Source organism: Acrocarpospora corrugata, assembly GCF_009687845.1.
In the GTDB taxonomy this organism is placed as follows: Bacteria; Actinomycetota; Actinomycetes; order Streptosporangiales; family Streptosporangiaceae; genus Acrocarpospora; species Acrocarpospora corrugata.
Genome location: NZ_BLAD01000044.1, coordinates 1 through 23183, shown reverse-complemented (window position 1 = coordinate 23183; position 23183 = coordinate 1). Strand labels below are relative to the sequence as shown.

The 23183-nt window shown below is 71.4% G+C and carries 24 protein-coding genes; 12 read left to right on the top strand and 12 right to left on the bottom strand.

Annotation, left to right across the window (positions count from 1 at the left end):
- Window positions 1-16: 16 nt before the first annotated feature.
- Together Acor_RS11640 and Acor_RS11635 are read right to left on the bottom strand one after the other, a co-directional pair.
- Window positions 17-664 (bottom strand): response regulator, encoded by a 648-nt coding sequence (locus Acor_RS11640; RefSeq protein ID WP_155336616.1) that lies wholly within the window; start codon window positions 662-664, stop codon window positions 17-19.
- Window positions 661-1767 carry a sensor histidine kinase gene (locus Acor_RS11635; RefSeq protein WP_218034233.1) on the bottom strand — a complete coding sequence of 369 codons (1107 nt, stop codon included), beginning with the start codon at window positions 1765-1767 and terminating at the stop codon, window positions 661-663. Before Acor_RS11635 ends, Acor_RS11640 begins: the two co-directional genes overlap by 4 nt.
- Before the next feature lie 119 nt (window positions 1768-1886).
- Here Acor_RS11635 and Acor_RS11630 point away from each other — a divergent pair, with 119 nt between their 5' ends.
- From Acor_RS11630 to Acor_RS11615, 4 genes are all read left to right on the top strand, one after another.
- A complete protein-coding gene (locus Acor_RS11630) occupies window positions 1887-2807 on the top strand; it encodes an ATP-binding cassette domain-containing protein (RefSeq protein WP_174876135.1) in 921 nt (306 codons plus the stop codon).
- Window positions 2804-4285 (top strand): ABC transporter permease subunit, encoded by a 1482-nt coding sequence (locus Acor_RS11625; RefSeq protein WP_155336614.1) that lies wholly within the window; start codon window positions 2804-2806, stop codon window positions 4283-4285. The genes Acor_RS11630 and Acor_RS11625 overlap by 4 nt, the downstream gene beginning before the upstream one ends.
- A complete protein-coding gene (locus tag Acor_RS11620; protein ID WP_155336613.1) occupies window positions 4282-5058 on the top strand; it encodes an ABC transporter permease in 777 nt (258 codons plus the stop codon). Before Acor_RS11625 ends, Acor_RS11620 begins: the two co-directional genes overlap by 4 nt.
- 270 nt (window positions 5059-5328) lie before the next feature.
- Window positions 5329-6261 carry a DMT family transporter gene (locus Acor_RS11615; RefSeq protein WP_246238590.1) on the top strand — a complete coding sequence of 311 codons (933 nt, stop codon included), beginning with the start codon at window positions 5329-5331 and terminating at the stop codon, window positions 6259-6261.
- On the opposite strand, the gene Acor_RS11610 is transcribed toward Acor_RS11615, so the two are convergent.
- The 3 genes from Acor_RS11610 to Acor_RS11600 form a co-directional block, all read right to left on the bottom strand.
- Window positions 6185-7663, bottom strand: coding sequence for an MFS transporter (locus tag Acor_RS11610; RefSeq protein ID WP_246238589.1), 1479 nt, complete (start codon window positions 7661-7663; stop codon window positions 6185-6187). The two genes, Acor_RS11615 and Acor_RS11610, sit on opposite strands and share 77 nt — an antisense overlap.
- 30 nt (window positions 7664-7693) lie before the next feature.
- Window positions 7694-8467, bottom strand: a complete 774-nt coding sequence (locus Acor_RS11605; RefSeq protein WP_218034232.1) for an ArsR/SmtB family transcription factor — start codon at window positions 8465-8467, stop codon at window positions 7694-7696.
- A gap of 277 nt (window positions 8468-8744) precedes the next feature.
- Window positions 8745-9539 (bottom strand): AraC-like ligand-binding domain-containing protein, encoded by a 795-nt coding sequence (locus Acor_RS11600; protein WP_170316880.1) that lies wholly within the window; start codon window positions 9537-9539, stop codon window positions 8745-8747.
- A 98-nt stretch (window positions 9540-9637) separates the two neighbouring features.
- Here Acor_RS11600 and Acor_RS11595 point away from each other — a divergent pair, with 98 nt between their 5' ends.
- Both Acor_RS11595 and Acor_RS11590 read left to right on the top strand, forming a co-directional pair.
- Window positions 9638-9988: a VOC family protein gene (locus tag Acor_RS11595; protein WP_155336609.1), complete on the top strand. Its 351-nt coding sequence runs from the start codon at window positions 9638-9640 to the stop codon at window positions 9986-9988.
- 145 nt (window positions 9989-10133) lie between these two features.
- Window positions 10134-10808, top strand: a complete 675-nt coding sequence (locus tag Acor_RS11590) for an amidase family protein (RefSeq protein ID WP_155336608.1) — start codon at window positions 10134-10136, stop codon at window positions 10806-10808.
- A gap of 31 nt (window positions 10809-10839) precedes the next feature.
- Here the strand turns inward: Acor_RS11590 and Acor_RS11585 are convergent, their stop codons facing one another.
- The 3 genes from Acor_RS11585 to Acor_RS11575 all read right to left on the bottom strand — a co-directional run bounded on the left by Acor_RS11585 (window position 10840) and on the right by Acor_RS11575 (window position 12855).
- Window positions 10840-11835: a recombinase family protein gene (locus tag Acor_RS11585; RefSeq protein WP_155336607.1), complete on the bottom strand. Its 996-nt coding sequence runs from the start codon at window positions 11833-11835 to the stop codon at window positions 10840-10842.
- Between the two features lie 206 nt (window positions 11836-12041).
- On the bottom strand, window positions 12042-12233 hold the full coding sequence (locus tag Acor_RS43160) for a VOC family protein (RefSeq protein ID WP_218034231.1): 192 nt from the start codon (window positions 12231-12233) through the stop codon (window positions 12042-12044).
- 136 nt (window positions 12234-12369) lie between these two features.
- Window positions 12370-12855, bottom strand: coding sequence for a TetR family transcriptional regulator (locus Acor_RS11575; RefSeq protein ID WP_155336606.1), 486 nt, complete (start codon window positions 12853-12855; stop codon window positions 12370-12372).
- Between the two features lie 305 nt (window positions 12856-13160).
- On the opposite strand from Acor_RS11575, the gene Acor_RS11570 reads away from it, so the two are divergent.
- Window positions 13161-13409 carry a hypothetical protein gene (locus Acor_RS11570; RefSeq protein ID WP_155336605.1) on the top strand — a complete coding sequence of 83 codons (249 nt, stop codon included), beginning with the start codon at window positions 13161-13163 and terminating at the stop codon, window positions 13407-13409.
- Between the two features lie 137 nt (window positions 13410-13546).
- On the opposite strand, the gene Acor_RS11565 is transcribed toward Acor_RS11570, so the two are convergent.
- From Acor_RS11565 to Acor_RS43155, 3 genes are all read right to left on the bottom strand, one after another.
- Entirely contained in the window at window positions 13547-14347 is an 801-nt protein-coding gene (locus tag Acor_RS11565) for a cytochrome c biogenesis protein CcdA (RefSeq protein ID WP_218034230.1), read from the bottom strand.
- Between the two features lie 114 nt (window positions 14348-14461).
- Window positions 14462-15046, bottom strand: coding sequence for a redoxin domain-containing protein (locus Acor_RS11560; protein WP_155336603.1), 585 nt, complete (start codon window positions 15044-15046; stop codon window positions 14462-14464).
- Window positions 15047-15504: 458 nt separating this feature from the next.
- The gene (locus tag Acor_RS43155) at window positions 15505-15840 is read right to left on the bottom strand and encodes an RNA polymerase sigma factor (protein ID WP_218034229.1); all 336 of its coding nucleotides are present in this window, start codon (window positions 15838-15840) and stop codon (window positions 15505-15507) included.
- Window positions 15841-16524: 684 nt separating this feature from the next.
- Between Acor_RS43155 and Acor_RS11550 the strand changes: the two genes are divergently transcribed.
- From Acor_RS11550 to Acor_RS11535, 4 genes are all read left to right on the top strand, one after another.
- On the top strand, window positions 16525-17520 hold the full coding sequence (locus Acor_RS11550) for an RNA polymerase subunit sigma-70 (protein ID WP_246238588.1): 996 nt from the start codon (window positions 16525-16527) through the stop codon (window positions 17518-17520).
- Between the two features lie 69 nt (window positions 17521-17589).
- Window positions 17590-18534 (top strand): TIGR03086 family metal-binding protein, encoded by a 945-nt coding sequence (locus Acor_RS11545; RefSeq protein ID WP_155336602.1) that lies wholly within the window; start codon window positions 17590-17592, stop codon window positions 18532-18534.
- Between the two features lie 196 nt (window positions 18535-18730).
- The gene (locus tag Acor_RS11540; protein ID WP_155336601.1) at window positions 18731-19120 is read left to right on the top strand and encodes a YciI family protein; all 390 of its coding nucleotides are present in this window, start codon (window positions 18731-18733) and stop codon (window positions 19118-19120) included.
- A gap of 2 nt (window positions 19121-19122) precedes the next feature.
- On the top strand, window positions 19123-20361 hold the full coding sequence (locus Acor_RS11535; RefSeq protein ID WP_155336600.1) for an RNA polymerase sigma factor: 1239 nt from the start codon (window positions 19123-19125) through the stop codon (window positions 20359-20361).
- Between the two features lie 78 nt (window positions 20362-20439).
- Here the strand turns inward: Acor_RS11535 and Acor_RS11530 are convergent, their stop codons facing one another.
- Entirely contained in the window at window positions 20440-20844 is a 405-nt protein-coding gene (locus Acor_RS11530) for a MerR family transcriptional regulator (protein WP_155336599.1), read from the bottom strand.
- 579 nt (window positions 20845-21423) lie between these two features.
- Here Acor_RS11530 and Acor_RS11525 point away from each other — a divergent pair.
- Window positions 21424-22890: a SulP family inorganic anion transporter gene (locus Acor_RS11525; protein WP_218034247.1), complete on the top strand. Its 1467-nt coding sequence runs from the start codon at window positions 21424-21426 to the stop codon at window positions 22888-22890.
- Window positions 22891-23183 lie beyond the last annotated feature (293 nt).

Genomic DNA, 23183 nt, shown 5'->3' with positions numbered 1-23183 from the left:
GAGTCCCCCCGACAATTCAGCGGGAGCCCGGGACGACCAGGCCGCTCTCGTAGGCGGCGATGACCGCCTGGGTGCGGTCGCGCAGGCCCAGTTTGGCCAGGACCCGGCTGACGTGGGTCTTCACCGTCTCCTCTGTGACGGTGAGGCGGGCGGCGATCTCCTGGTTGGACAGGCCCTCGGCGACCAGGCGCAGGACCTGGGTTTCGCGGGGGGTCAGGCCGGTGGGGGCGGCGGCGCGCCGGCTGGGGCGCGGGTGGGCGAACTCGGTGATCAGGCGGCGGGTGATGGCGGGGGCCAGCAGCGCCTGACCCGCGGCGATGACGCGGACGGCGTCGAAGAGGTGTTCCGCCGTGACGTCCTTGAGCAGGAAGCCGCTGGCTCCGGCGCGGAGCGCGTCGAAGACATACTCGTCCAGGTCGAAGGTGGTGAGGATGAGGACGCGCGGGCCGGTCAGGCGGCGGGTGGCCTCGATGCCGTCCATGCCGGGCATCCGGACGTCCATCAGGACGACGTCGGGGGTGGTCTCGCGGCACACGCGCAGGGCTTCGGCGCCGTCGGCGGCGGTGCCGACGACGTGAAAGTCCGGCTGGGTGTCCAGCAGGCCGGCGAAACCGGTCCGCACCACCAGGTGGTCGTCGACGACCACGATCCTGATCTCGCTCATCGGGACGGCGTTCCTGGCAGGCGGGCCTCGACCAGGAAACCCCCGCCGGGCGCGGGTCCGGCGCGCAGGCCGCCGCCGACGGCGGTGGCGCGCTCCCGCATCCCGGCCAGGCCGTGCCCGCCCGCCGGGCCGGCCGGGCCCGGCCCGTTGTCGCGGACGAGCAGGCGCAGCGCGTCGCCGGCGTAGCGCAGCTCGACGTCGACGGCCGCGCCGGGGGCGTGCCGCCGCGCGTTGGTGAGAGCCTCCTGGATGATCCGGTACGCGGCGAGTTCGACGCCCGGATCGAGCGTGACCGGCGAGCCGCTCAGGATGAGCCTGGTTCCCGTCCCGGCCGCGTCCCGCGCCTCGTCCAGCAGCTCGTTGACCTCGCCCAGGCGCAGCCCGGGCTGGGGCCGCAGCTCCGCGGCCGTGTCCTCGCGCAGCACGCCGAGCAGGCGGCGCATCTCGGTCAGCGCCGACCGGGCCGTGTCGCCGATCGCCGACAGCCGTTCCGCCCCGGCGGCCGGCAGGCCGGGCGTGGTCAGCCGGGCCGTCTCGGCCTGCACGGCGACCATCGAGATGTGATGCGCCACCACATCGTGCAGTTCGCGGGCGATGCGGGCGCGCTCGCCCCGCGCGGTGTGCTCCACCAGCGAGTCGGCGACGACCTGCCGCGCCGCCGTGCCGGCCGCCGCGTCGTGGCGGGCCCGGCGGGCGATCCCCGCCAGCGCCGCCGCCGGGGCCAGGCAGGCCAGCACCAGCGTGAGGGTCCGCGCCTCGGCGCCGGCCAGCGCCAGCACCGGGAACGGCGCCGCAGTGATCAGCGCCGCCCAGCCGGGACCGGTACGGCCCAGCCGATACCCCGCCACCAGCTGCGCCCCCATCCCCGCCACCGTCAGCGTCTGGAACCCCGCCACCGACAGCACGCACGCCGCCGAGACCACCAGCGCGGCCACCGCGGGCTGCGACCACAGCGGCACCAGCGGCAGCGTCGTCGCCACCGCGAACAGCACCAGCGGCAGCATCGACCCGGACCCGAGGGCGCGCCCGGCCGACTCGGCCACCGCCAGCAGCGCCAGCGGCGCGCCGACCAGGAAGCTCCGCGGGTCGTAGGCTCGGTCCACCCCAGCATTGTCCCTGGTCGGCGACGCTCCCGGCATCCCTCGTGGGAGGGACGGCGGCCGGCGAAGATGGCTCCCCGGCGGGACGCCCGCACCGGCCGGCGCTGCCTACGCTGCCTGGCATGGAATCGAACATCGAGGTCACCGGGCTGCGCAAGCGGTTCGGGGCGGTCACCGCCCTGGACGGGATGACCTTCACCGTGGCCGCCGGGAAGATCACCGGTTTCGTCGGGCCCAACGGCGCGGGGAAGTCCACCACGATGCGGGTGATCCTCGGGCTGGACGCCGCCGACGAAGGGCGGGTGTTGATCGGCGGGCAGCCGTACCGGGCGCTGCGCAGGCCGTTGCGCCACGTCGGGGCGCTGCTGGACGCCGCCGCGTTACAGCCGAGCCGGACCGGCCGCGACCATCTGCTCTGGCTGGCCCACTCGCAGGGGCTGACCGCGAAGCGGGTCGACGCGGTGGCCGGGCAGGTCGGGCTGGGCGCGGCGGCGCGGCGCCGGGCGGGCGGGTATTCGCTGGGCATGCGGCAGCGGCTCGGCATCGCGGCCGCGCTGCTCGGGGAGCCGCGGGTGCTGCTGCTGGACGAGCCGTTCAACGGCCTGGACCCGGACGGCATCGTGTGGATTCGCGACCTGCTGGCCTCGCTGGCCGCCGACGGGCGGGCGGTGCTGGTGTCCAGCCATCTGATGAGCGAGTTGCAGGGCGTCGCCGACCATCTGGTGGTGGCCGGGCGCGGGCGGGTGGTCGCGGACGCGAGCGTGGCGGACCTGATCGCGGCCGCGTCCGGCGACCGGGTCCTGCTGCGTACGGCGGCGCGGCCGGAGGCGATGACCGTGCTGGCCGAGGCGGGGGCCACGGTCGCCGTCACCGGCCGGGACACGCTCACCGTCGCCGGGCTGGCGGCCGAGCGGGTGGTGGCGCTGCTCACCGCGCACGCGGTGCCGTTCGCGGAGGTGGCGGGGCACCGGGCCACGCTGGAGGAGGCGTACATGGAGCTGACCAGGGACGCGGTCGAGTTCCGCGCGGACGGTGCGCGATGACGGGCCTGCTGCGGGCGGAGTGGACCAAGTTCCGCACCGTGCGCGGCTGGGTGCTCGGGATGGTGCTCGCGGCGCTGATCATCGTGCTGCTGGGGGTGTTCACCGCGGCCAACAATTACAGCTCCTGCGAGGGGCCGGATGGCGACGACTGCCCGGCCGTGCCGCTCGGGCCGGACGGTTCGGCGGTCAACGACCGGTTCTCCTTCGCCCACCAGGTGCTGGACGGCGACGGCGAGGTCACCGTCCGGGTCGCCTCGCTGACCGGCACCATCACCTATCCGCCGCCGGATCACGACAAGATCGTGCCGGGCGTGGTGCCGTGGGCGAAGGCCGGGATCATGATCAAGGAGAGTGTCCGGCAGGGGTCGGCCTATGCGGCGATGATGGTCACCGGCGGTCACGGGACGCGGCTGCAGCACAATTTCGACGGCGACGCGGCCGGATCCCCGGGCGCGAGCTGGCTGCGGCTGACCCGTGCTGGCGACACGATCACCGGGGCGGAATCGGCGGACGGCGTCCGCTGGACCACGGTCGGCACGGTCCGGCTGGCGGGGCTGCCCCCGATCGTCCGGGTGGGGTTGTTCGCCGCCTCCCCCTGCGATCTGACGGTGACGCAGGGCGATCTCGGGGGGACCATCGGAAAGTGCCGGCTGGCCCGGGCCGTCGCCGCGTTCGACCATGTCAGCCTGGCCGGGAATCCGTGGACCCACGACGACGTGGGGGCGATGCGCGGCGCGCCCGCGCTGTCCCAGGGCGCCTTCCGGGAGTCCGGTGACACCTTCACCGTGTCCGGGTCGGGCGATATCGGGCCGTACGGGCTGGAGGGCGGGCAGCCGGTCGAGCGCACCCTGTCCGGGGCGTACACCGGGCTGATCGTGGTGATCGTCGTCGCGGTCATGTTCATCACCGCCGAATACCGGCGCGGGATGATCCGGACCACCCTGCTGGCCAGCCCCCGCCGGGGCCGTGTGCTGGTGGCGAAGGCCCTGGTGCTCGGTGCGGTCACCTTCGTCACCGCGCTGATCGCCGCTCTCGTCGCGGTCCCGCTCTGCCGGCGGATTCTGCGCGGGAACGGCAACTATCTGCTGCCGGTGAGCACCGCCACCGAGCTGCGCGTCGTCCTCGGCACCGCCGCGCTGCTGGCGGTCGCGGCCGTCCTGGCGCTGGCCGTGGGCGCGCTGTTCCGGCGGAGCGCGGCGGCCGTCATCACCGCCATCACCGTGATCGTCCTCCCGCACGTCCTGGCGACCGCCTCGGTCCTGCCGGTGGAGCTGTCGCAGTGGCTGCTGCGGCTCACCCCGGCCGCCGGGTTCGCGATCCAGCAGAGCGTTCCCGAATATCCGCAGGTCACCGGGCATTACGTGCCGCAGATGGGCTACTATCCTTTGCCGCCCTGGGGCGGATTCGGGGTGCTGTGCGGGTATGCGGCGCTGGCGCTCGGCCTGGCCGTCGTCCAGCTGCGCCGGAGGGACGCATGAAGCTGGAACTCCACGCGGAGTGGACGAAACTGCGGACCCTCGCGGGTACCTGCTGGGCCTTGGCGGCGATCGCCGTCCTGACCGTCGCGTTCGGCGCGGCCGCCGGGGCGGCCACCACCTGCGCGTCGGCGCGCTGCAACCACGACGCCGTCAAACTGGCCCTCACCGGCGTGCAGGTGAGCCAGGCCGCCGTCGCCGTCCTGGCCGTGCTGGCGATCACCGGCGAGTACGGCACCGGCATGATCCGCGCCACCTTCACGGCCATGCCGCGCCGGTCCGCCGTCCTGGCCGCCAAAGCGGCCGTCCTGGCCGGGCTCACCCTGGTCGCGGCCGTCGTGGGCGTCCTCGGTTCGGTCCTGGCCGCGCGGCTCATCCTGCCCGGCAGAGGCTTCACCCCCGAGCACGGCTACCCGCTGCTGTCCCTCGCCGACGGTCCCGTTCTCCGTGCGGCGGCGGGCTCGGCGCTCTACCTCACCTTGATCGCCCTGCTCTGCCTCGGCGTCGCGACCGCGGTCCGGGACTCGGCGGCGGCCGTCGGGGTCGTGCTGGGCCTGCTCTACCTGTTCCCGATCCTGATCCGGGCGATCTCCGACCCCGGCTGGCAGCGGCTGCTGGTCCGGATCTCGCCGATGAACGCCGGACTCGCCATCCAGGCCACCACGAACCTGGACCTTCAGCCCATCGGCCCATGGGCGGGACTCGGCGTCCTCACGGCCTGGGCGGTGGCCGCGCTGGCCTGCGGCGGACTCCTCCTGCGGCTGCGCGACGCGTGATCGAATCCTCAGCCAGCCATCGCGTGCGAGGCTGACGGCTGCGCGACGCGTGGTCGGCCGGCCTCGCCCGGTGCGCGGGCGCTGCGTTAGCATCGCCGTTATGTGTTTGATCGTCTCCCCGCCCCCCGCCCGCTAAGCGGGCGGCGTTTTCCTGGCGCATCCGGGGTCCCGGGTGGGCTCTGTCGTTGTCCGCGGCTGACTTCTCGTCCGTGACAACGAATCCTGGGGATGATCATGCTTCACGCGCGTCCTCTGCCGGTGGGCAGAGGCATGCTGTTTATCGCCGTGGCGGCCACGGCCTGGGGCACCGGCGGCGTCGTCGCCGCGCTGCTCTACGCCGAGAGCGGGCTCGGCCCGCTCGCCGTCTCCTTCTGGCGGTTCCTCGGCGGCGCGCTCGCGCTCGCCCTGGCCTGGCCGCTGCTTCCGGGGCCGGGCCTGTTCCCGCTGGTCGGGCGGTTCCGGGCGGCCCCGGTCAAGTACGGCGTGACCGGGGCGGGCATGGCGGTCTACCAGACGGCCTACTTCGCCGCCGTGGACCAGGCCGGGGTCGCGGTCGCGACCGTGGTGACGCTGGGATCCGGGCCGATCCTGGTCGCCGTCGGCGCCCGCCTGTGGCTGGGCGAGCGCCTGGGCGGCCGGGGGGCGCTGGTCGTCGGGTCGGCGCTGGCGGGGCTGGTGCTGCTGGTGTTCGGCGGCGATCCGGCGGGGTCGGCGGGCGGGGACCCGGTGCTGGGTATCGGGCTTTCGCTGCTGTCGGCCGTCGGGTACGCGGGGACCATCCTGCTCGGCCGGGCGGGCGGCGCCGACGACTCGGCGGGAAGCGCGCTGATCGGCTTCGCCGTCGGGTCGGTGTGCCTGCTGGCACCGGCGCTCGCCGCCGGGCTCCTCCCCGAGGCGGGGGTGACGGTGAGCGCCGGGCTGCTGCTGGCCTACCTGGGCGTGGTGCCCAGCGCGCTGGCGTACGGGCTGTTCTTCGCCGGGTTGCGGGTGGTCGGCGCGACCACGGCCGCGGTGGTCGCGCTGGTGGAGCCGCTGGTCGCGGCGGGCCTGTCGGTGGGGTTGCTCGGTGAGCGGCTCACCGTGCCCGCCGCGACCGGCGGCGCGGTGCTGCTGGCGGCCGTGCTGGTCAGCGGGTTCCGCCGACGATCTCAGCCGTCGGATCCCGCAGCTCCGGGTCGACCCGCTCGAACAGAGCCAGGATGAGGACACCCCCGAGGATCATCATCCCGGCCCCGATCCGGAACGCCAGCACGTAACCCGAGGTCACCGCGGCCTCGACCGCCACGCCGCGGGCGACCTCCTCGGTGGTGTACCGGATGGCGAGCGGGATCAGGACGGCCAGGCCGAGCGCGCCGCCGATCTGCTGCATGGTGGACTGCACGCCCGAAGCCAGGCTGGAGTCCTGGACGGTGACCCCGTGCAGCGCGGCGTTGGTGGCGGCCGGCATGGTCGCCCCGGCGAACACCCCGAAGACGATCATGCCCGGCAGGATGCCGCCCAGATAGGAGGCGTCGACGTCGACCATGCTCGTCAGGATCAGCCCCACGCCCGCGCCTGCGAAACCGCCGCCCGCCACCAGCTTGACCCCCAGCCGCGGGGTCAGGACGGTGCCCAGGCCGATGCCGGCCCCGATCGCGAAACCGAGCGGCAGGTAGGCCAGGCCGCTCTGCAGCGGGGAGTAGCCGAGCACGTGCTGCTCGAACAGGGTCAGCATGAAGGTGTAGGAGATGAAGGCCGCCATGAAGAACAGCGAGGTCAGGTTGATGACCGAGCGGGTGCGGTTGGCGAAGAACGTCAGCGGGATGAGCGGGTTCCTGGCCCGCCGCTCGATGACGATCATCGACAGCAGCAGGACGACCCCGCCGATCAGGGGGACCAGCACCGCCGCCGAGTCCCACGCGTTCTCGGCGACCTGCAGCAGGCCGTACACGATGGCGACCAGGCCGCCGGTCGAGGTGACCGCCCCGGCCACGTCCAGGCGGTGGCCCTGCTCGCGGACCATCTTGCTCTCGGTCACCAGGCGGGGCAGCACCAGCAGGACGGCCAGCGCGATCGGCACGTTGATGAAGAAGATCCAGCGCCAGGAGGTGAGGTCGGTCAGCACGCCGGAGATCACGTAGCCCAGGGTGCCGCCGAGCGCCACCAGGCCGCCCCAGATGCCCAGCGCCTTGGTGCGCTCCTTCGGGTCGGTGAACAGCAGCGCGATCAGGCCGAGCGAGGCGGGGGCGGAGATCGCCTCGGCGGCGCCCTGGGCGAACCGGCCGCCGATCATCATGCCCTGGCTGACGGCGGCCCCGCAGACGATGGAGGACACGGCGAAGACGACCACGCCGATCAGCAGCAGCCGCCGCCGGCCGTACACGTCGGCCAGCCGGCCGCCGAGCAGCAGCAGGCCGCCCGCGGCGAGGACGTAGCCGTTGACGACCCAGGTCAGGCCGGAGTCGGAGAAGCCGAGGCCGTCCTGGATGAGGGGTAGTGCGACGTTCACGACGGTCATGTCCAGCAGGATCATGAACGCCAGGCCGGACAGCAGGGCGAGCACCCACCACCGCCGGGGGTCGGCCTCGGTCACGTTTCCGGGCGCGCTTGTATTGAGGGTGGTCACCCTGGGTCTCCCTAGATGGTTTGGTGGGGGTCAGCCGTAGAGGCTGGAACCGGTTTCCAGCAGGGACTTCAGGTCGCTGAGGACCTCCGCCCAGCCGCCGCCCGCGTTCTCGACCTCGCCGGCGGCCTGCGCGCCGGTCTGCGGGGCGCCGTGCACGTCGTGGGTGAGAGTCAGCGAGCAGACGCCGTTCTCGCCCTCCCTGATCTCGTAGGTGAGCCGGGTGAAGCCCTCGTCGTTCCAGGTCGGCCGCCAGGTCTGGACCAGCCGGTACGGCGGCTCGACCTCGATGACCTCGCCCTCGACCACGCACTGCTCCCCGGCGTAGGTCTGGAAGGCGCCGCCGGGGCGCAGGTCGTAGTCGACTTCGGCGCGGTAGCCGTACCTGCGGGTCCATTCGGGGTCGACGATCGCGGTCCAGATGGCCTGCGCGGAGGCTTTGATATAGACGCGGTGCACCTGCACGGTCGTGCCGGTCCCGGGAGTGCTCATGATCTGCTCCAGCTCGGTCTTCAGGTGAACGAGAGCCGACACCTGAGGCTCGGTGTACTTGTCGATCCAGCGGTCGTGGATGAGCCGGATGGGCACCACGTTCAGGAAGTGCAGCTTCTCCCGGCCGGATCGGCGGGTGGTGACGAGACCGGCGTCCTCCAGCTGCCGCAGGTGTTTCATCACGCCGAATCTCGTCATGTCCACATCGGACTCGAGGTCGGAGAGCGTGCGGCCGTCCTGAGCGAACAGCCGGTCCAGTAACCGTCTGCGGGTCGGGTCGGCCAGCGCTTTGAAGACGCGGTCGTCGTCGGTCACGACCCTCAACATAGGTGACCAAAAAGTCACGTGTCAATGTGGGATGGATTGGAGCGTTCCATAATCTCACCCCTGACCGGCCGCGGGGCCGGCGATGGCCGCCGCCCCCGCGGCCTAGCGCCGGTTGCAGGGCGCCTGTCCGGGGAGGGGGGTCCCTGGACAGAGCAATCCTGAGCGATCGCCGTCGGTGCGTAAATGACAGGCGGCGCACCGTGATTTCCGGCGTACGCCCCCGGTGGGGGCGGGTGGTTTGCGGTCACCGCACGGGAGTTGCCCGTCAGCGCACGCGCAGGGCCCGGCGGTAGGCGGCCCGGGGGCTCTCCGTAGGCGGCTTTGAAGGCGCGGCTGAAGTGGAGTCGTTGGTGAAACCCCAGCGTCTGGCGATGACACCGACCGGGGTCGCGGCCTGGGCGGGGTCGGACAGGTCGCGGCGGCAGCGTTCCAGGCGGCGGTAGCGGATCCAGTCGGCGACCGACAGGCCCAGGCGCTGGAAGATCTTGTGCGGGGAGAGCGGCGCGCGCTGCCGCGTCAGCTCCCGCAGCAGTGCCAGCAGCAGGGCCCCGGTCCCGGCGCGGCCCGGTCTGCGCACCGCGAGCAGCCCGTCGATCACCGATTCCGGCAGCGGCAGGGCGCTGCGCGGGAACTGCATGATGATCCCCTCGGCCAGGGATCTGGCCGGCCCGGTGGCGCCGGTCCAGGCGTGGAAGGTCCGTGAGGTGTCGTAGAGCACCAGGTCGCCCGGCCCCAGGTCGGCTTCCCTGCGCTCCTGGTGCAGCCCGGACCGCCCGGCCAGTGACAGGGACAGCTGGAGCAGGCCGGGGTCGGAGCCCCGGATCCGCCGCGGCGTGCGGCGGGCCTCGAAGGCCGCGCAGCGGACGTGGGACACCTGCACCAGGCCGAGGTCGACCAGCCGCATCTCGCCCCAGAAGTCCGCCGCGTGCTCGCTGAACGCGTCCACCGAGACGACCGACCTGGCCACCGTGTCCCACCAGAACCCGAACCGGTCGCGGGCCGGGAGATCGCCCACCTGGACGGTGAGGCCGTGATCGGTGTGAAAGTCCCCCGCCAGCACATGGACCAACCTAAATGTCCCGGTCCCGAGTTGACATGTGACTATTCGGTCACATAATTTGGCCCGGCTCCCGTCAGACCGCAGGAAAGGACGAAGCCATGTCAGCACCAACACCCGGATGGTTCGACATCTCCTCCCCCGACTCCGCCCGCGCGCGGCGCTTCTACCAGGACATGTTCGACTGGCCGGTGAACGCCATCGACGACACCTACGCGCTGATCGGCGGGGAGGAAGGGCCGCCGTCGGGCGGGATCGGCCAGGCCGGGCCGGACAGTCCGTACACCGGGCTCGTGGTGTACTTCCCGGTCGAGGATGTGGAGGCCGCGCTCGTGCGGGCGGAGAAGCTCGGCGGCACCCGCAGGCTGGAGCCCCAGAGTGTGCCCGGAATGGGGCGGATCGCGGTGTTCGTCGATCCGGATGGCAACCCCGTCGGGCTGGTCGGCCCGTAATTCATTGGACTATCGGCAGGGCCACTGCCAGCATGAGCCCTGATGTCCCGAGCGTAGTAACACACCGATGCGCAGGCGATGGCCAACTGGCCACCGCCTGCTCAGGCTGCGTCCCATCGATGTGCGAACCCAAGGACTCAATCTCATGCAACTTCACGAATACGCCCAATACGACGCTGTCGGCCTCAGTGACCTGATCAGGTCGGGCGAGGTCACCGCCGGCGAGGTCGAGACGGTGGCCCGCGAAGCCCTCGCGCTCGCCGACGCCGAGCTGAACGGGCTGGCGCTGCCTCCGTTCAGCCCCGCGCTCGACCAGGCCGCGGACGGCCCCCTGGCCGGGGTGCCGTTCCTGATCAAGGATCACGGGCCGGTGGCGGAGGGCAAGCCGTTCTTCCTCGGCAGCCGCGCCATCCCCGGCATCATCGCCGTCCGCGACACCGACCTGATGACCCGTTTCCGGGCCGCCGGTCTGGTCACGCTCGGCCTGACCACCGTCCCGGAGATGGTGCTCAGCTTCTCCACCGAGTCCCTTCGGTGCGGTCCCACCCGCAACCCGTGGGATCCCAGCCGCGGGGTGGGCGGGTCCAGCGGCGGCGCGGCCGCCATGATCGCCGCGGGGGCGGTGCCGCTCGCGCACGCCAGCGACGGCGCCGGCTCCATCCGGGTGCCCGCCTCCTGCTGCGGTCTGGTCGGCCTCAAGCCGAGCCGGGGCCGGGTCACCTCCGGTCCTGACATGGGTGAGCCGATGCTCGGCATGGCGTACGAGGGGGGTGGGAACCGAATACGCCGGAAAGGGGCCGTGGCCGGGCGGAACAGCTGAGGAAATGACTTTGCGTCTCCAGCTTGGGATGTTAATCGCGTGGGCCGAGGACCTGTTGTTCGAGCCGTTCCATGAGCGTGAGATCGGTGCCGCTGCCCGGTCCGGTGATTCGGGCGCGAACCGGCCGCCATGGGCTGATGGTGTCCGACTCGTCTTGCTCCTCGGCCTCGGCGAGCGCCCGGTACACCGAGGCGACCGAGGGGGACTTACCCGCATTCTTGCCGGTCTTGATCGTCAGCTTCTTCGCGATCTGCGGGACAGGGACGCCCTTGTCCTTCAGCGCGAGGGCGAAGGTCATCGAGTCGTCGTCGATGACCTTCGGCCGCCCGCCGTGATTGCCCTTGGCCGCGGCCGTCACCTGGCCCTCCAAGGTCTTCTCGCGGATGTAGTTGCGGTCGAGCTGAGCGGCGACGGCGAGGACGGCGAAGAACATGGCGCCCATGCCGTTGGGGTCGTGGATGCCGGTGAGCGGGCCGGTGAGGAGTTCGAGCTGCATGCCGGCACTCTGGAGCTGGGCGGACAGGGTCATCAGCTCGGCAGCGTTGCGGGCCAGGCGCTTGAGTTCGTGGACGGTGAGGACGACCTCCTGGTCGGGGGCGGCTTCCTTGATGTCGTAGGCGAGCTTGAGCGCCTTCTCCAACTCCGGGCGGACCTTGACGCGAGTGCTGATCTTCTCGGAGAAGATCCGCTTGCACTGCGCCGCTGTGAGCGCATCCAGCTGGCTCTGTAGTTCTTGCTGGGCGGTCGAGCAGCGGGCGTACCCGATCCGGATCGGCTTGGCGGCAGGTGCCGCCGGAATGGCCTCGACAGGCGGGCCGGGTTTCCATGGTCGCCCGGGGCCGCGGTCCTCCGGGAGGAGGACTTCGAGTTCCTCGCGCAGGGCGGGGATGAGGATGAAGCGGGCGGTGTGGTACTTCGCCGCAGTCTTCCCGCCGCGGGTGCGGCACGGACTCCCGGCGGGAGCCTCGCACTTCGGGCAGTCGTTTCGTTCGACGGCGTGTGCGGCTTGATCGGACGTCAGATCCACCCCGCAAGTCTCTCAGAACTGTGTTGCAGAACGCGGGGCTTTTGAGAGGTTTTCTGCGAGCGATTATCGGGTTAAAACGGACGTGATTCCGGGGTCTCGCAGAACTCTAGCAATTGGTCATTTCTGAGAACACGAAGCGCGGTCGATATCGCACACAAACGGCTTCGAGCGCATCGTGCCGCCCCGGCGCGGGGCCCTGACGGCGTTCACGCCGGGGACATCACCTCATAGAGATTGCGAGCGGCGTCGACGAAGAACAGCCCGCGTGGACATAGTGGGTGGTCGATACGGCCGTTGTCGGGATGGGCCGGGTGGTTGCCGAAAGGAACGCCGTTGTCGCGCAGGCGGGCCAGGATGCGGTCGAAGGTGGCCGGGTCCACGTCGAAGGCGAGGTGCATCCCCATTCACTCGCACGGGGGCGAAGTGTCCGTCGCGGCCTGCCGGCGGCAACTTCGGCAGGCCCATGATCGTGGCGAAGGATCGAGCGGCTTGGCGGTTGTCGAGGGCGGGCACGATGGTGGTTGAGCGTGATGGTCATCTGGCGGCCTCCGAGGGGTAGCAGACGCCGTTCAGCAGGACGCCGACGAGGTCGCTGGGGGTCAACTCCGCGTCCATCGGCCGCGTCCGGGCGAAGAGCAGGCCGAGGAAGACCGCGGCGACCTGCTGGGGGTCCAGGCGCAGAGCCGCGCGATCAGGTTCGATCAGCTCGGCCACGGCTGCCAGGGTGGCTTTCATCGAGGCTTCCCGGCCGCCCGGCGCCGGGCGGCCGACGGCGGCGCGGTCGCGGCGGTGACCGGAGGTGTACAGGGCGGCGGCCACGGTGCCCATGCGCTCCAGATGAGCGCGCAGAGCTTCGGCCGCCTGAACCAGGCGGGCGGTCAGTGGTTCATCAAGGGAGATCGAGGCCAGCTCGCGCAGAGCGTGGTCGGGATTTATGGCTTCGGTCATGCACGCCTGCAGCACCTCGTCCTTGTCGGTGAAGACCCGGAAGATGGTGGAGATCCCGGAATGGAGCGCCACACTCCGCGCCGCCGGCCACCACCAGCGGGTGCCCGCCGCCGCGCCCGCGCGCCCGGTGACAACACCCCCGGATCATGGGTGCGACAGAGGGCCTGAGCCATGCCGGGCCGGGTGACCTGGCTCCCCACCCGTAGGCGGGGACGTGAAGAAGGTAACGGGGCGGAGACGACCGCTGAACGCCCCCAGAAACCAGCCACGCCGCTGCTGTTGCGGGCGGGGAAGGCGTAGAGGATTGTGAAACACCAGGAAACCAACGGGCCTTGGATCAGGGACGGACTCGCTGCGCGAACACGGGTGATGGCCCCATGCACGACAGCAACAACGACACCGGCCGCGGCAAAGGGCGGCAAGAAGGCGGAGACCGCCTCGACCGGGTCCTGCACTGGGTCCTGTTCATCCTCCCGGCGGTCTCCGGCTGCCTCTTCTGGATGCTAAGCGGGCGAAACCCACAGGACTACCCGCAGGAGATGGCCTACCTGGCCTGGACAGCGGCCGTGGTCGGGGTACTGCTGATCCTGCGAGACCACTACAGCAAGTCGCCGGGCGACCGGTAAACGGACGGTCGAGGACGACGGCCTGGCCCGCCCGGCCACGGCTGGCCTGGCGGTGAACGGTAAGCAAGGGCTGTCTGGCTGGGGCCGCCCGACATGGGCGGGTGGGCCGGGACGCGCTGGTACGACCACGGCTCTTGTCATCCTTCCGGCGCCTGTGTGCTCTCCTGGGTTCGGCGAGGGCGCCGCCGTACCGCGCCCAGCACGAGCGCGCCAAGAGCGAGCAGGGCGAGCGCGAAGGCGATCCAGCCCGCGCCGACAAACGCCAGCCCGCCCGCGATGACTTGCTGTACGGCTGTCGCGGCGCCCACGATCGGATCGCCGACAGCCTCGCCGGAGAAGACGCGCAGCTCGTACCAGCCGTAGTACATGACATACAGCCCGGCCACCACCAGCAGGCCGCCGCCGGCCCTGGACACATACGGCAGCAGCCGCCGCAGCCTGGTCACCACGGCGTCGCGGGCGAGCGCCACCACCAGGGACAGAACAGCGACCACCAGGCCCATGCCAAGCGCGTAGGCGACGAAGGCCGCCACGCCGCCGAGCAAGCCCGCGCCGGACAGCGAGGCCGAGGTGACCGCCAGAAACGGGCCCGCCGTGCACGACAGTGAAGCCACCGCGTACGACAAGCCGTAACCGTACAGCGACAGCGGCGAGCTTGCGGGACGGCCGGTGACCAGCCCAGGAAGGCGCAGCAGCAGCTCGCGGCCGGTCAGCAGCCACACACCCAGCCCGGCCAGCAGCGCGCCGATGACGAGCGTTGCCCAGGGCAGGTAGCGGCCCACCGACACTGCCAGCGCGGTCACGGCGAGCCCGAACAGGCCGAAGACCGTGACGAAGCCGGCGGTCATGGCGGCCGACAGCAGCAACGCCCGGGCGAGCGGCCCGCGGCGGGCCGTCCCGCCGTCGGCGATCAGCAGGGTGAGGTAGGCGGGCAGCATCGCAAAACCGCACGGGTTGAACGCAGCCACCGTGCCGGCAGCCAAGGCAAGGGTAAGCGGCAGGTCGGCGGCGTTCACGATCGCCCTGCCAAGCCGTCGGCTGCCATGGCGGTGCTACCGGCCGAGCAGTTGCCGGACGTGGCCGTCCAGCGCGTCCTGATCGAGCGGGCCGGAGGCCCTCGTGGTGGTGCCGTCCGGTTTCATGAACACGAACGTCGACTGCTCGCTGACGCCCAGTTTGGTCCACACCGCGCCGTTGGCGTCCGCGAGGTGCACGATGTCGCCGGTGCCGGTCCGCTGGACGAATTCCTTCATCGCCGCCGCGGTGTCCAGGCCTGCCACGCCGACGAACGCGACCTCGCCGAACGTGGCGGCCGCGGCCTTGACGGCGGGCGCCTCGGAATGGCACTTGGGACACCACGGCGCCCAGAACCAGAAGACCACCGGCTTGCCGGCCAGGCTCGCGCCCTGGAACGGGTCACCGTTCAGTGTCGCGGCGGAGAACGCCAGCGCGGCCGGTACCGCCGGTGTGGCGGGAGCAGCCGAAGCCGCCGGCGTTGCCGGTGTGGGAGTCACGACGGCCGACGGAGGCGCGTCGCTGCGGACCGGGTTGGCCGCCTGGTCCCCTCCGGCGCTGCCGCACGCACATGCCAGCAAGGCCAGCGAGGTCAAAGCAGCCGCCGCTCGCGCTGTGATCATGCGCTCAGCGTATAAGTGTTCGCCCTAGCGATTTCTTACGAGCTCGTGACGGCGCCTGACCAAGACATCGGTCGTGCGCATCAAGGGCCTCCCTCGTGCGGCAGTCCGCCGTTTCGGACAGGCCCGGGCAGGCCCGCTGCGGTGAACGCCTCGCGCAGCGCGGTCACGCTCGGCGCCCCGGCAGCTGTGCCGTCCGCGCCTGGGTAGAGGCGGCACGACAGACTCGGCAGCGCCCCGTCGGATGTGAACGGTCCATACTCGAGCAGAATCGTGGGCGAGCCAGTCATCCCCCCGGGGCTGCGGCTTGCGCCTGGTCATGGACCTCGATGAGCGCCGCCTCGGCCGCTCGGCCCGCCAACGCTGCGGTGAGTCGTCTTATGGCGAGCCAGGCGTTCGGGCATCCCAGAACCGCCAAGATCGTGATCCGCATTCCGTCATCCTCAGGTGGGCCGGCCCGGTCACAGGCGTGCGGCCGGGCTTGTGCGCTGGCACAGCGGCTGCCGGCCCGATACAACGCTGTTGCTGTGCCTGGTCGCGTCAAGCCGAGTGCTTGGCCCGCCGCACGGGTCGATCGCCGCGTGGTTGATCGCCTCGGCTTCGACGTCGGCCCGCCCGGGCGGGCCGAAGCCTTCCGGCCACGATGTCTCCGCACGGGTGGCGGTGCGGCGGCGGTCGCGGTGCAGGTTGAGGCAGATGGTGGCCAGCCACGGTGCCGCCTTGCGTGGGTGTCGCCCGTCCAGCCAGGCCGCCCACGCCCGGGCGTAGGTGTCCTGCACCAGGTCCTCGGCCTCCACGCGGAGCCGGACAACCGCAGCGCCAGGGTGTAGACGAGGTCGGCTGCGGCGCTCGCCCTCGTCGCTGACGCGTGGTTACGCCGTCGTCACCGGTCACGGAGCCCGCAGTGACGACGATCGAGCCGGGTGCGGACAGCTGTTCGTGGGCGTCGAGGAGCGCCACGGCCAGTCCCGCCGGGTCGTCGGCGCGGGGCAGGTGCTTCTCGCTCCACATGCTCACGCGGGCTGTTGCCCCCCTTGCCCGCCCGGTCGCGATCCTGTCGGCGAGGTGGCGGCGAAAGAGCGGGCCTGGTGCAGCAGGTGGCGCCAGTGCTGCTCGTCGGGATCGGGTAGGGCGATCCATTCGCGGAAGCGCCGGCCGGCGGGGGCGAAAGGCTCGCCGGTGCCGTCGTGGATGAGGCGGGTGACCTCGGCCTGGTCAGCTTGACCAGCAGGCGGCCGGTGCGGTGGTCGAGTGCGGCGAAGAAGCGTCTTTCGTGGCGCAGGCAGGGCAGGCCCATCATGGTGGAGGCGGTAACGGCCGGGTCGGCGAGCAGTTCTTCGGCCAGGGTCCTATACAGCCGGCCGGGTGATTCGGGGGTCATGGTCTCTCCCGGTGCTGGGGAAGATGCGGATACCTGAGGAGATCCTCGGTGGCGGGGAAAGTCATCGGTTTTGTCGGGTCCGGCCGCTAGCGTGCCGGGGGTGGACGTCACCGATGTGACCGCGGCCCAGATGGCCGGGACCGATGAGCGGCTCGCCGCCGCGTTGGCCGGGGATCAGTGGGCCTTCGCCGGGCTGGTCGGCCCCTACCGGGCCGGCCTGCTGGTGCACTGCTACCGGATGCTCGGCTCGCTGCAGGAGGCCGAGGAGGCGCTGCAGGAGACGCTGTTGCGGGCCTGGCGCAGCCTGGCCACCTACCAGGGGCGGGCGCCGCTGTCCCACTGGCTCCACAAGATCGCCACCACGGCCTGCCTGAAAGCCGCCGCGCGGCGGGAGCGGCTACCGGCCACCCTGGCCGAGGTCGGCCATCTGCAGCCCTTTCCCGATAATTTGCTGGAGCCGTTGGATCCCGCGCAGGTGGCGCAGGCCAGGGAAGGCGTGCAACTGGCGTTCATCGCCGCCCTGCAACTGCTGCCGGCCACCCAGCGGGCCGTGCTCATCCTGCGTGAGGTGCTGTGCTGGAGCGCCGCGGAGGTGGCCGGCTACCTCGGCACCAGCGTCCCGGCGATCAACAGCATGCTGCAGCGCGCCCGGGCCACGCTGGGGGCGGCGGGCCCGATCGAGCCTGGCCCACCTCCGGCCGCCGAGCGCGCGATTGTGGCGCGCTTCATGGACTGCTGGCAGCGGCGCGACATCGACGCGCTGGCCGCGCTACTGCGCGAGGATGCGATCCTGCGCATGCCGCCGGAGGCCGTCGAGATCATCGGCCGGGCCGCGGTGGTCTCCTTCTTCGCCACCGAACCGGCCGATGGCCGACTGGACCTGATCGAACTGGTGCCCGTCGCGGCCAACCGGCAGCCCGCTCTGGCCGCCTACCTGCCCGAGCCCACCGGCTTGTGCCGCGGTTACGGGATCATGGTGCTCACCATCACCCCCACCGGCATCGCCGAGATCACCGGCTTCCCCAGCCCTGACCTGTTCGACCGCTTCGGCCTGCCCGAGCATCGGCCAAGCGGCGAAATCCTGACGCGCCGATGAGTTCTGCGGAGTGGCGGGATCTAACGGGGGTGAACGGCCGCGCGGCGGCCCGCACCGTGGAGAGCGACCATGGATCCCCTGATCATCGTCAAGCCCTACTATCAGGCCTGGCAGCAGCGCGCCGGCGACATGAGCGGCGTCGCGCTGGCCGACGGCTTCACCTTTCACGGCCCGGTGGCCGACTTCCAGGATGCCGAGGGCTACCGGGCCATGGCGCGCGAGGCCGGCGCCGCCGTGCTCGGCTTCCGGGTCCGGCATCAGTTCGCCGCCGGCGACCTGGTCTGCTCGATCATCGACTGGGAGATGGCAGGGATGCCCGGCACGCTGACCTCCGCCGAACTGCTGCGCGTCCGGGACGGTGAGATCGTGAGCGGCGAACTGATCTACGATGCCGAGGATCTGCGCCGCGCCATGGCCCCCACCTCCGCCGCGCAGCCGGGCATCGGCGGCCTGCTGGAGCGCAGCCATGGCCTGGTCGGCCGGATCCTGGGCCAGATCACCCCGCAAGGATGGGCCGCCGCCAGCCCCTGCCGGAAGTGGACGGTGCGCCAGAGCGCCAACCACCTGACCGGGGCCCTGCTGATTCTGGCCCGGGTGGCCGAGGGGCGACAGGTGGAGGCGGCCGAGTTCGACGCCCAGCACCAGGCCGACACCGACCATCTGGGTGCCGACCCGGCCGCCGCCTTCGCCGCGGTGGCGGCCCGCTCGGTGGCGGCCTTCGCCGCGCCGGGCGCCCTGGAGGCCGACCACGCGTTCATGGGGACGCGGACGCCCGGTGCTGTGCTGGCCTCCATCAGCCTGCTGGAGTCCTTGGTCCACGGCTGGGACATCGCCACCGGGGCTGGGCTCGACTATCCGGCCGACGCCGAGGTCGTGCTGGCGGCCTGGCAACACGCCGCCACCGGCGTGGGAGACCACCAGCGGGAGGCCGGCCAGTTCGCCGCCGTCCTGCCCGTCCTGCCCACCGCGGACCCGCTGACCAGACTGCTGGCCCACTTGGGCAGAAGCAGCTGAGCGGAAACAGGCAGCGGACCGCACACTGAAACCGGCATCGCCTGCCGGCCCCGGCAGGACGTTCGGCGGGCGGGCACCGAGCTGATCGGCTCGGATTCAGCTGTCTTCGCAGCGGACAGGTGTCGATTCGGGCAGGGTCGGTTCGTAGTGAGGTGAGCGGCGGGACGCGCCCGCCCGTCACACAGGGAGCAGCACGATGACGCAGTACATGCTGTCGGTCCACAGCGTCGAGGGCGAGGTCCGCGATCCGATGACCGAGGAGGAGATGCGCCAGTCCCACAAGCAGCTCGCCGTCCTGGAGCAGCAGATGCACTCGGCGGGCGCCTGGGTATTCTCCGGGCGCCTGCACGAACCCGACACCGCCACCGTCGTACGCGTCTCGGCGGGTGAGGTGCTGACCACCGACGGGCCCTTCGCCGAATCCAAGGAACACCTCGGCGGCTTCTACGTCATCCAGGCCGACGATCTGGACGCGGCGCTGGCCTGGGCGTCGAAGGTCACCGCAGCCATCAGGACTCCGATCGAAGTCCGTGCGTTCGCCGCCTTCGCCGACCGGCCCCAAGCCTTCGAGCAGTTCGGGGACTGAGTGTGCCGGTCGTCGATGAGGCCGCGATCGGCCGGGTCTTCCGCGAGGAGTCCGGCCGATCGCTGGCCGGCCTGATCCGGCTGTTCGGCGACATCGACGTGGCCGAGGACGCCGTACAGGAGGCATTCGCCCTGGCCCTGCGCAAGTGGCCGGCCCAGGGCATGCCACCCAACCCGGGCGGCTGGATCACCACGACCGCCCGCAATCGCGCCCTTGACCGGCTGCGCCGCCGGGAGCGGGAAAGGGAACTGCTCGGTGAGGTGGCGGTGCTGGCGCCGGGCACCGGCGAATGCGGCACGTCCGAGGAGGCAGCACCCGTGCACGATGACCGGCTTCGCCTCATCTTCACCTGCTGCCATCCGGCGCTGTCCACCGAAGCCCAGGTGGCGCTCACGCTGCGACTGCTCGGCGGGCTGTCGACCCAGGAGGTGGCCAGATCCTTCCTGGTGGCCGAACCGGCGATGGCGCAACGCCTCGTGCGCGCCAAGCGCAAGATCAAGGCCGCCCGGATCCCCTACCGGGTACCGGAAGGGCGCGAATTGCCCGACCGCCTGCGCCCCGTACTGACCGTGATCTATCTGATCTACAACGCCGGGCTGGGCGGCCAGGCCGATCGGGGTCTGTGCGCCGAGGCGATCCGGCTGGCACGGCTGCTGACCGGGCTGATGCCCGATGAGCCGGAGGCGGCCGGCCTGCTGGCGCTGCTGCTGTTGATCGAATCCCGTCGCGCCTCGCGGACGCGCCCGGACGGCTCGCTGGTGCTGCTGGCCGAGCAGGACCGCCGGCGCTGGGACCGGGCCATGATCGAGGAGGGGCAGGCGATCGTCCGAGGCTGTCTTCGCCGCAACCGGCCCGGTATCTATCAGCTCCAGGCCGCCATCAGCGCCGTGCACGCCGACGCCGCCACGGCCGAGCAGACCGATTGGCCGCAGATCCTGGCCCTGTACGACCAGTTGTTCGTGGTGGCACCCACACCGGTCGTGGCCCTGAACCATGCCGTCGCCGTCGGCGAGGTGCGCGGACCCGCCGCCGCGCTGGCCCTGGTGGAGGAGCTGGACCTTGACGGCTACTACCCGTTCCACGCCACCCGGGCCGATCTGCTTCGGCGGCTGGGCCGCGACAACGAGGCCTCCTCCGCCTACGAACGCGCCGCAGCCCTGGCGCCCACCGCCGCCGAACGGGACTTCCTCAGACTCGGCGGCCGAGCCGCACAGGGAGCGGAGAGCGGCCGCCGAGCTTGAGCCCTGCGGCGCCGAACATGGATCTGCGGCCAGCCCATCTGCGCCACCGAGTGGGCGCCGGTGACAGAGGTCACCGGTTCAGCCGCCGAGCTGACCGGCGCGCCGTGCCAGGTCGGTGGCAAGCTCCTCAGCCCGGCTCAATTGCGTGCGCAAGGCCTCGCACCGCTCTTGGACGGCCTGCTCGAACCGGACCAGCCGCGTCAGCAGGTGTGTGCGCTCAACCGTGGCCAGCTGCGCCACGTTCTGCGCGACGTCGCTGTCGTCGAGCCGGTCGGTGATGGACAGCAGCTCGCCCATCTCCTCCAGGGTGAAACCGAGCGGCTTCATCCGGCGGATCACCAGCAGCCGGGCCACGTCGTGCTCGGTGTAGAGGCGAAAGCCGCCCTGGCTCCGTGCCGACGGCCGTACCAGGCCGACATCGTCGTAGTGCCGGATCGTGCGCAGCGACAGTTCGGTCAGCGCCGCCACCTGCCCGATGTGCATGTGATCCTCGCCACTCGCGGCAGCGGGTAGGGCTGCATCCTTGGGGGCGGAAACCGCTGCTGTGTCCACGTTTCGCATGACCTCACCGCTCAGCTGGGCCGGCCGGTGCGGCCAGGCACCCCTCAGCCCACCGGATCTCTACCCTAACGTCAAGGTAGAGTTGCCGCTGGCCGGGGCGGGTGGGATCGCGCACGCCTCGACAAGGCCAGAGCACGCCACGACGGCGACGCCAGCGAGATCCCCGCCGACCCTGCGGGACCGAGGAACACGAGGTAAGCATCATCGACGCGCGCACGCCCCACACCGTCGCCGTCTACTGCCCGCCATGACCTCGCGGTAGCCCGGCCCCGCCCGCCGGCCTCGCTGATCCTCCCGGGCACCGAGCCGTGCCCTGCGGCCCGTCTGGCCGCCTTCCCTTTCGCCTTGGCCTTGCTTGTGAGCGCCCTGTCGCCGTGCCTTTCGGCGCCTTCGTGCCCGACCGGCGGGCCGTTCGTCCACGTTGAAGGAAGTTCCGCGTTGCCCAGTTCCTCCCTGCCCGCCAATCCGCCCGCCGACCCGCCCGCTTCATGGGCCGACCGGCTGCGACCGGGCCGGCCCGCCTGGCTGAACCCGAAGGTGGCCCGAACCGAGATCCTGGCCGGCCTGGTCGTCGCCCTGGCCCTCATCCCCGAGGCGATCTCGTTTTCGATCATCGCCGGGGTCGACCCGAGCGTCGGGCTGTTCGCCTCCTTCACCATGGCGGTGGTGACCGCGATCGCCGGCGGCCGCCCCGCGATGATCTCCGCAGCCACTGGCGCCATCGCCCTGGTCGTGGCCCCCTTGGCACGCGAGCACGGTCTCGGCTACCTGATCGCCACCGTCATCCTCGGCGGGCTCATCCAGGTCGCGCTCGGCGCGCTCGGCGTGGCCAAACTGATGCGGTTCGTACCGCGCAGCGTCATGGTCGGCTTCGTCAACGCCCTGGCCATCCTGATCTTCATGGCGCAGGTGCCCGAACTCATCGACGTCCCCTGGATCGTCTACCCGTTGGTCGGTGGCGCGCTCACGCTGATGGTGTTCCTCCCGCGCCTGACCAGGGCGGTGCCCGCTCCGCTGGTTTCCATTCTCGCGCTGACCGCGCTGACCATCGGCGCCCACCTGGCCGTGCCCACCGTCGGCGACCGCGGCGTCCTGCCCTCCTCCCTGCCGGTGCCAGGCCTGCCCGAGGTGCCCTTCACCTTCGCCACCCTCACCCTCATCGCCCCGTACGCGCTGGCCTTCGCACTGGTCGGGTTGATGGAATCGCTGATGACCGCCAAGCTCGTCGACGACCTGACCGACACCCGCTCCAACAAGACCCGCGAGTCCATCGGCCAGGGCATCGCCAACATCGTCACCGGCCTGTTCGGCGGCATGGGCGGCTGCGCCATGATCGGCCAGACGATGATCAACGTGAAGAACGGCGCCCGCACCCGGCTGTCGACCTTCCTGGCCGGCGTCTTCCTCATGGTGCTGTGCATCGTCTTCGGCCCGCTGGTCTCCCAGATCCCGATGGCGGCCCTCGTCGCGGTGATGATCCTGGTCTCCTTCGCCACCTTCGACTGGCACTCCGTCGCCCCGGCCACCCTCAAGCGCATGCCCGCCGGCGAGATCACCGTCATGGTCGTCACCGTCGCCGTCGTGGTCGCCACCCACAACCTGGCCGTCGGCGTCGTCGTCGGCTCACTGACCGGCCTGGTCATCTTCGCCCGCCGTGTCGCCCACCTGGCGCAGGTCTCGGCCGTCCTCGACCCCGACGGCAGCCAGGCCATCTACGCCGTCACCGGCCAGCTGTTCTTCGCCTCCAGCAACGACCTGGTCTCCCAATTCGACTACGCCGCCGACCCCGACCACGTCGTCATCGACCTGTCGGACGCTCACATCTGGGACGCCTCCAGTGTCGCCGCGCTGGACGCCGTCCAGGCCAAGTACGCCGCCCGCGGCAAGACGGTAGAGATCATCGGCCTCAACGAGCCCAGCGCGCGCATGCACGACACGCTGTCCGGCGAGCTGTCCGGCAGCCACTGACCCCCGCTGGTGCCCGCCATCGCGGTCGCGGTCGGCGTCTTCGGTTTCACCTCAGGACAGGCCCTGGCCGGAGTCGTGGGGCCACCCTTACCGCTGTCACCCCGAAGGACAGACCCGCTGCACAGCTGTGGCCTGCCGGTTCGGCCACGGAGCCGATCATCCGGCCAGTTAACTCCCTGGTCGTCCTCCCGCTCGCTCTGGCCCTGCCCGACACGCTGGCCGTCGCGGCCGTGGTCGTGGTCACCCAGACGCTGGTGGAGATGGCCTGGCATGGTGCTCTACGTCCGGGCCCT

Coding starts and splice junctions, on each gene's coding strand:
- Acor_RS11640 (WP_155336616.1), bottom strand. CDS start 664: ATGAGCGAGATCAGGATCGTGGTCGTCGACGACCACCTGGTGGTGCGG.
- Acor_RS11560 (WP_155336603.1), bottom strand. CDS start 15,046: ATGATCACAGCGCGAGCGGCGGCTGCTTTGACCTCGCTGGCCTTGCTG.
- Acor_RS11595 (WP_155336609.1), top strand. CDS start 9,638: ATGTCAGCACCAACACCCGGATGGTTCGACATCTCCTCCCCCGACTCC.
- Acor_RS11565 (WP_218034230.1), bottom strand. CDS start 14,347: ATGCTGCCCGCCTACCTCACCCTGCTGATCGCCGACGGCGGGACGGCC.
- Acor_RS43160 (WP_218034231.1), bottom strand. CDS start 12,233: ATGCACCTCGCCTTCGACGTGGACCCGGCCACCTTCGACCGCATCCTG.
- Acor_RS11540 (WP_155336601.1), top strand. CDS start 18,731: ATGACGCAGTACATGCTGTCGGTCCACAGCGTCGAGGGCGAGGTCCGC.
- Acor_RS11625 (WP_155336614.1), top strand. CDS start 2,804: ATGACGGGCCTGCTGCGGGCGGAGTGGACCAAGTTCCGCACCGTGCGC.
- Acor_RS11620 (WP_155336613.1), top strand. CDS start 4,282: ATGAAGCTGGAACTCCACGCGGAGTGGACGAAACTGCGGACCCTCGCG.
- Acor_RS11590 (WP_155336608.1), top strand. CDS start 10,134: ATGCAACTTCACGAATACGCCCAATACGACGCTGTCGGCCTCAGTGAC.
- Acor_RS11545 (WP_155336602.1), top strand. CDS start 17,590: ATGGATCCCCTGATCATCGTCAAGCCCTACTATCAGGCCTGGCAGCAG.
- Acor_RS11615 (WP_246238590.1), top strand. CDS start 5,329: ATGCTGTTTATCGCCGTGGCGGCCACGGCCTGGGGCACCGGCGGCGTC.
- Acor_RS11570 (WP_155336605.1), top strand. CDS start 13,161: ATGCACGACAGCAACAACGACACCGGCCGCGGCAAAGGGCGGCAAGAA.
- Acor_RS11630 (WP_174876135.1), top strand. CDS start 1,887: ATGGAATCGAACATCGAGGTCACCGGGCTGCGCAAGCGGTTCGGGGCG.
- Acor_RS11530 (WP_155336599.1), bottom strand. CDS start 20,844: ATGCACATCGGGCAGGTGGCGGCGCTGACCGAACTGTCGCTGCGCACG.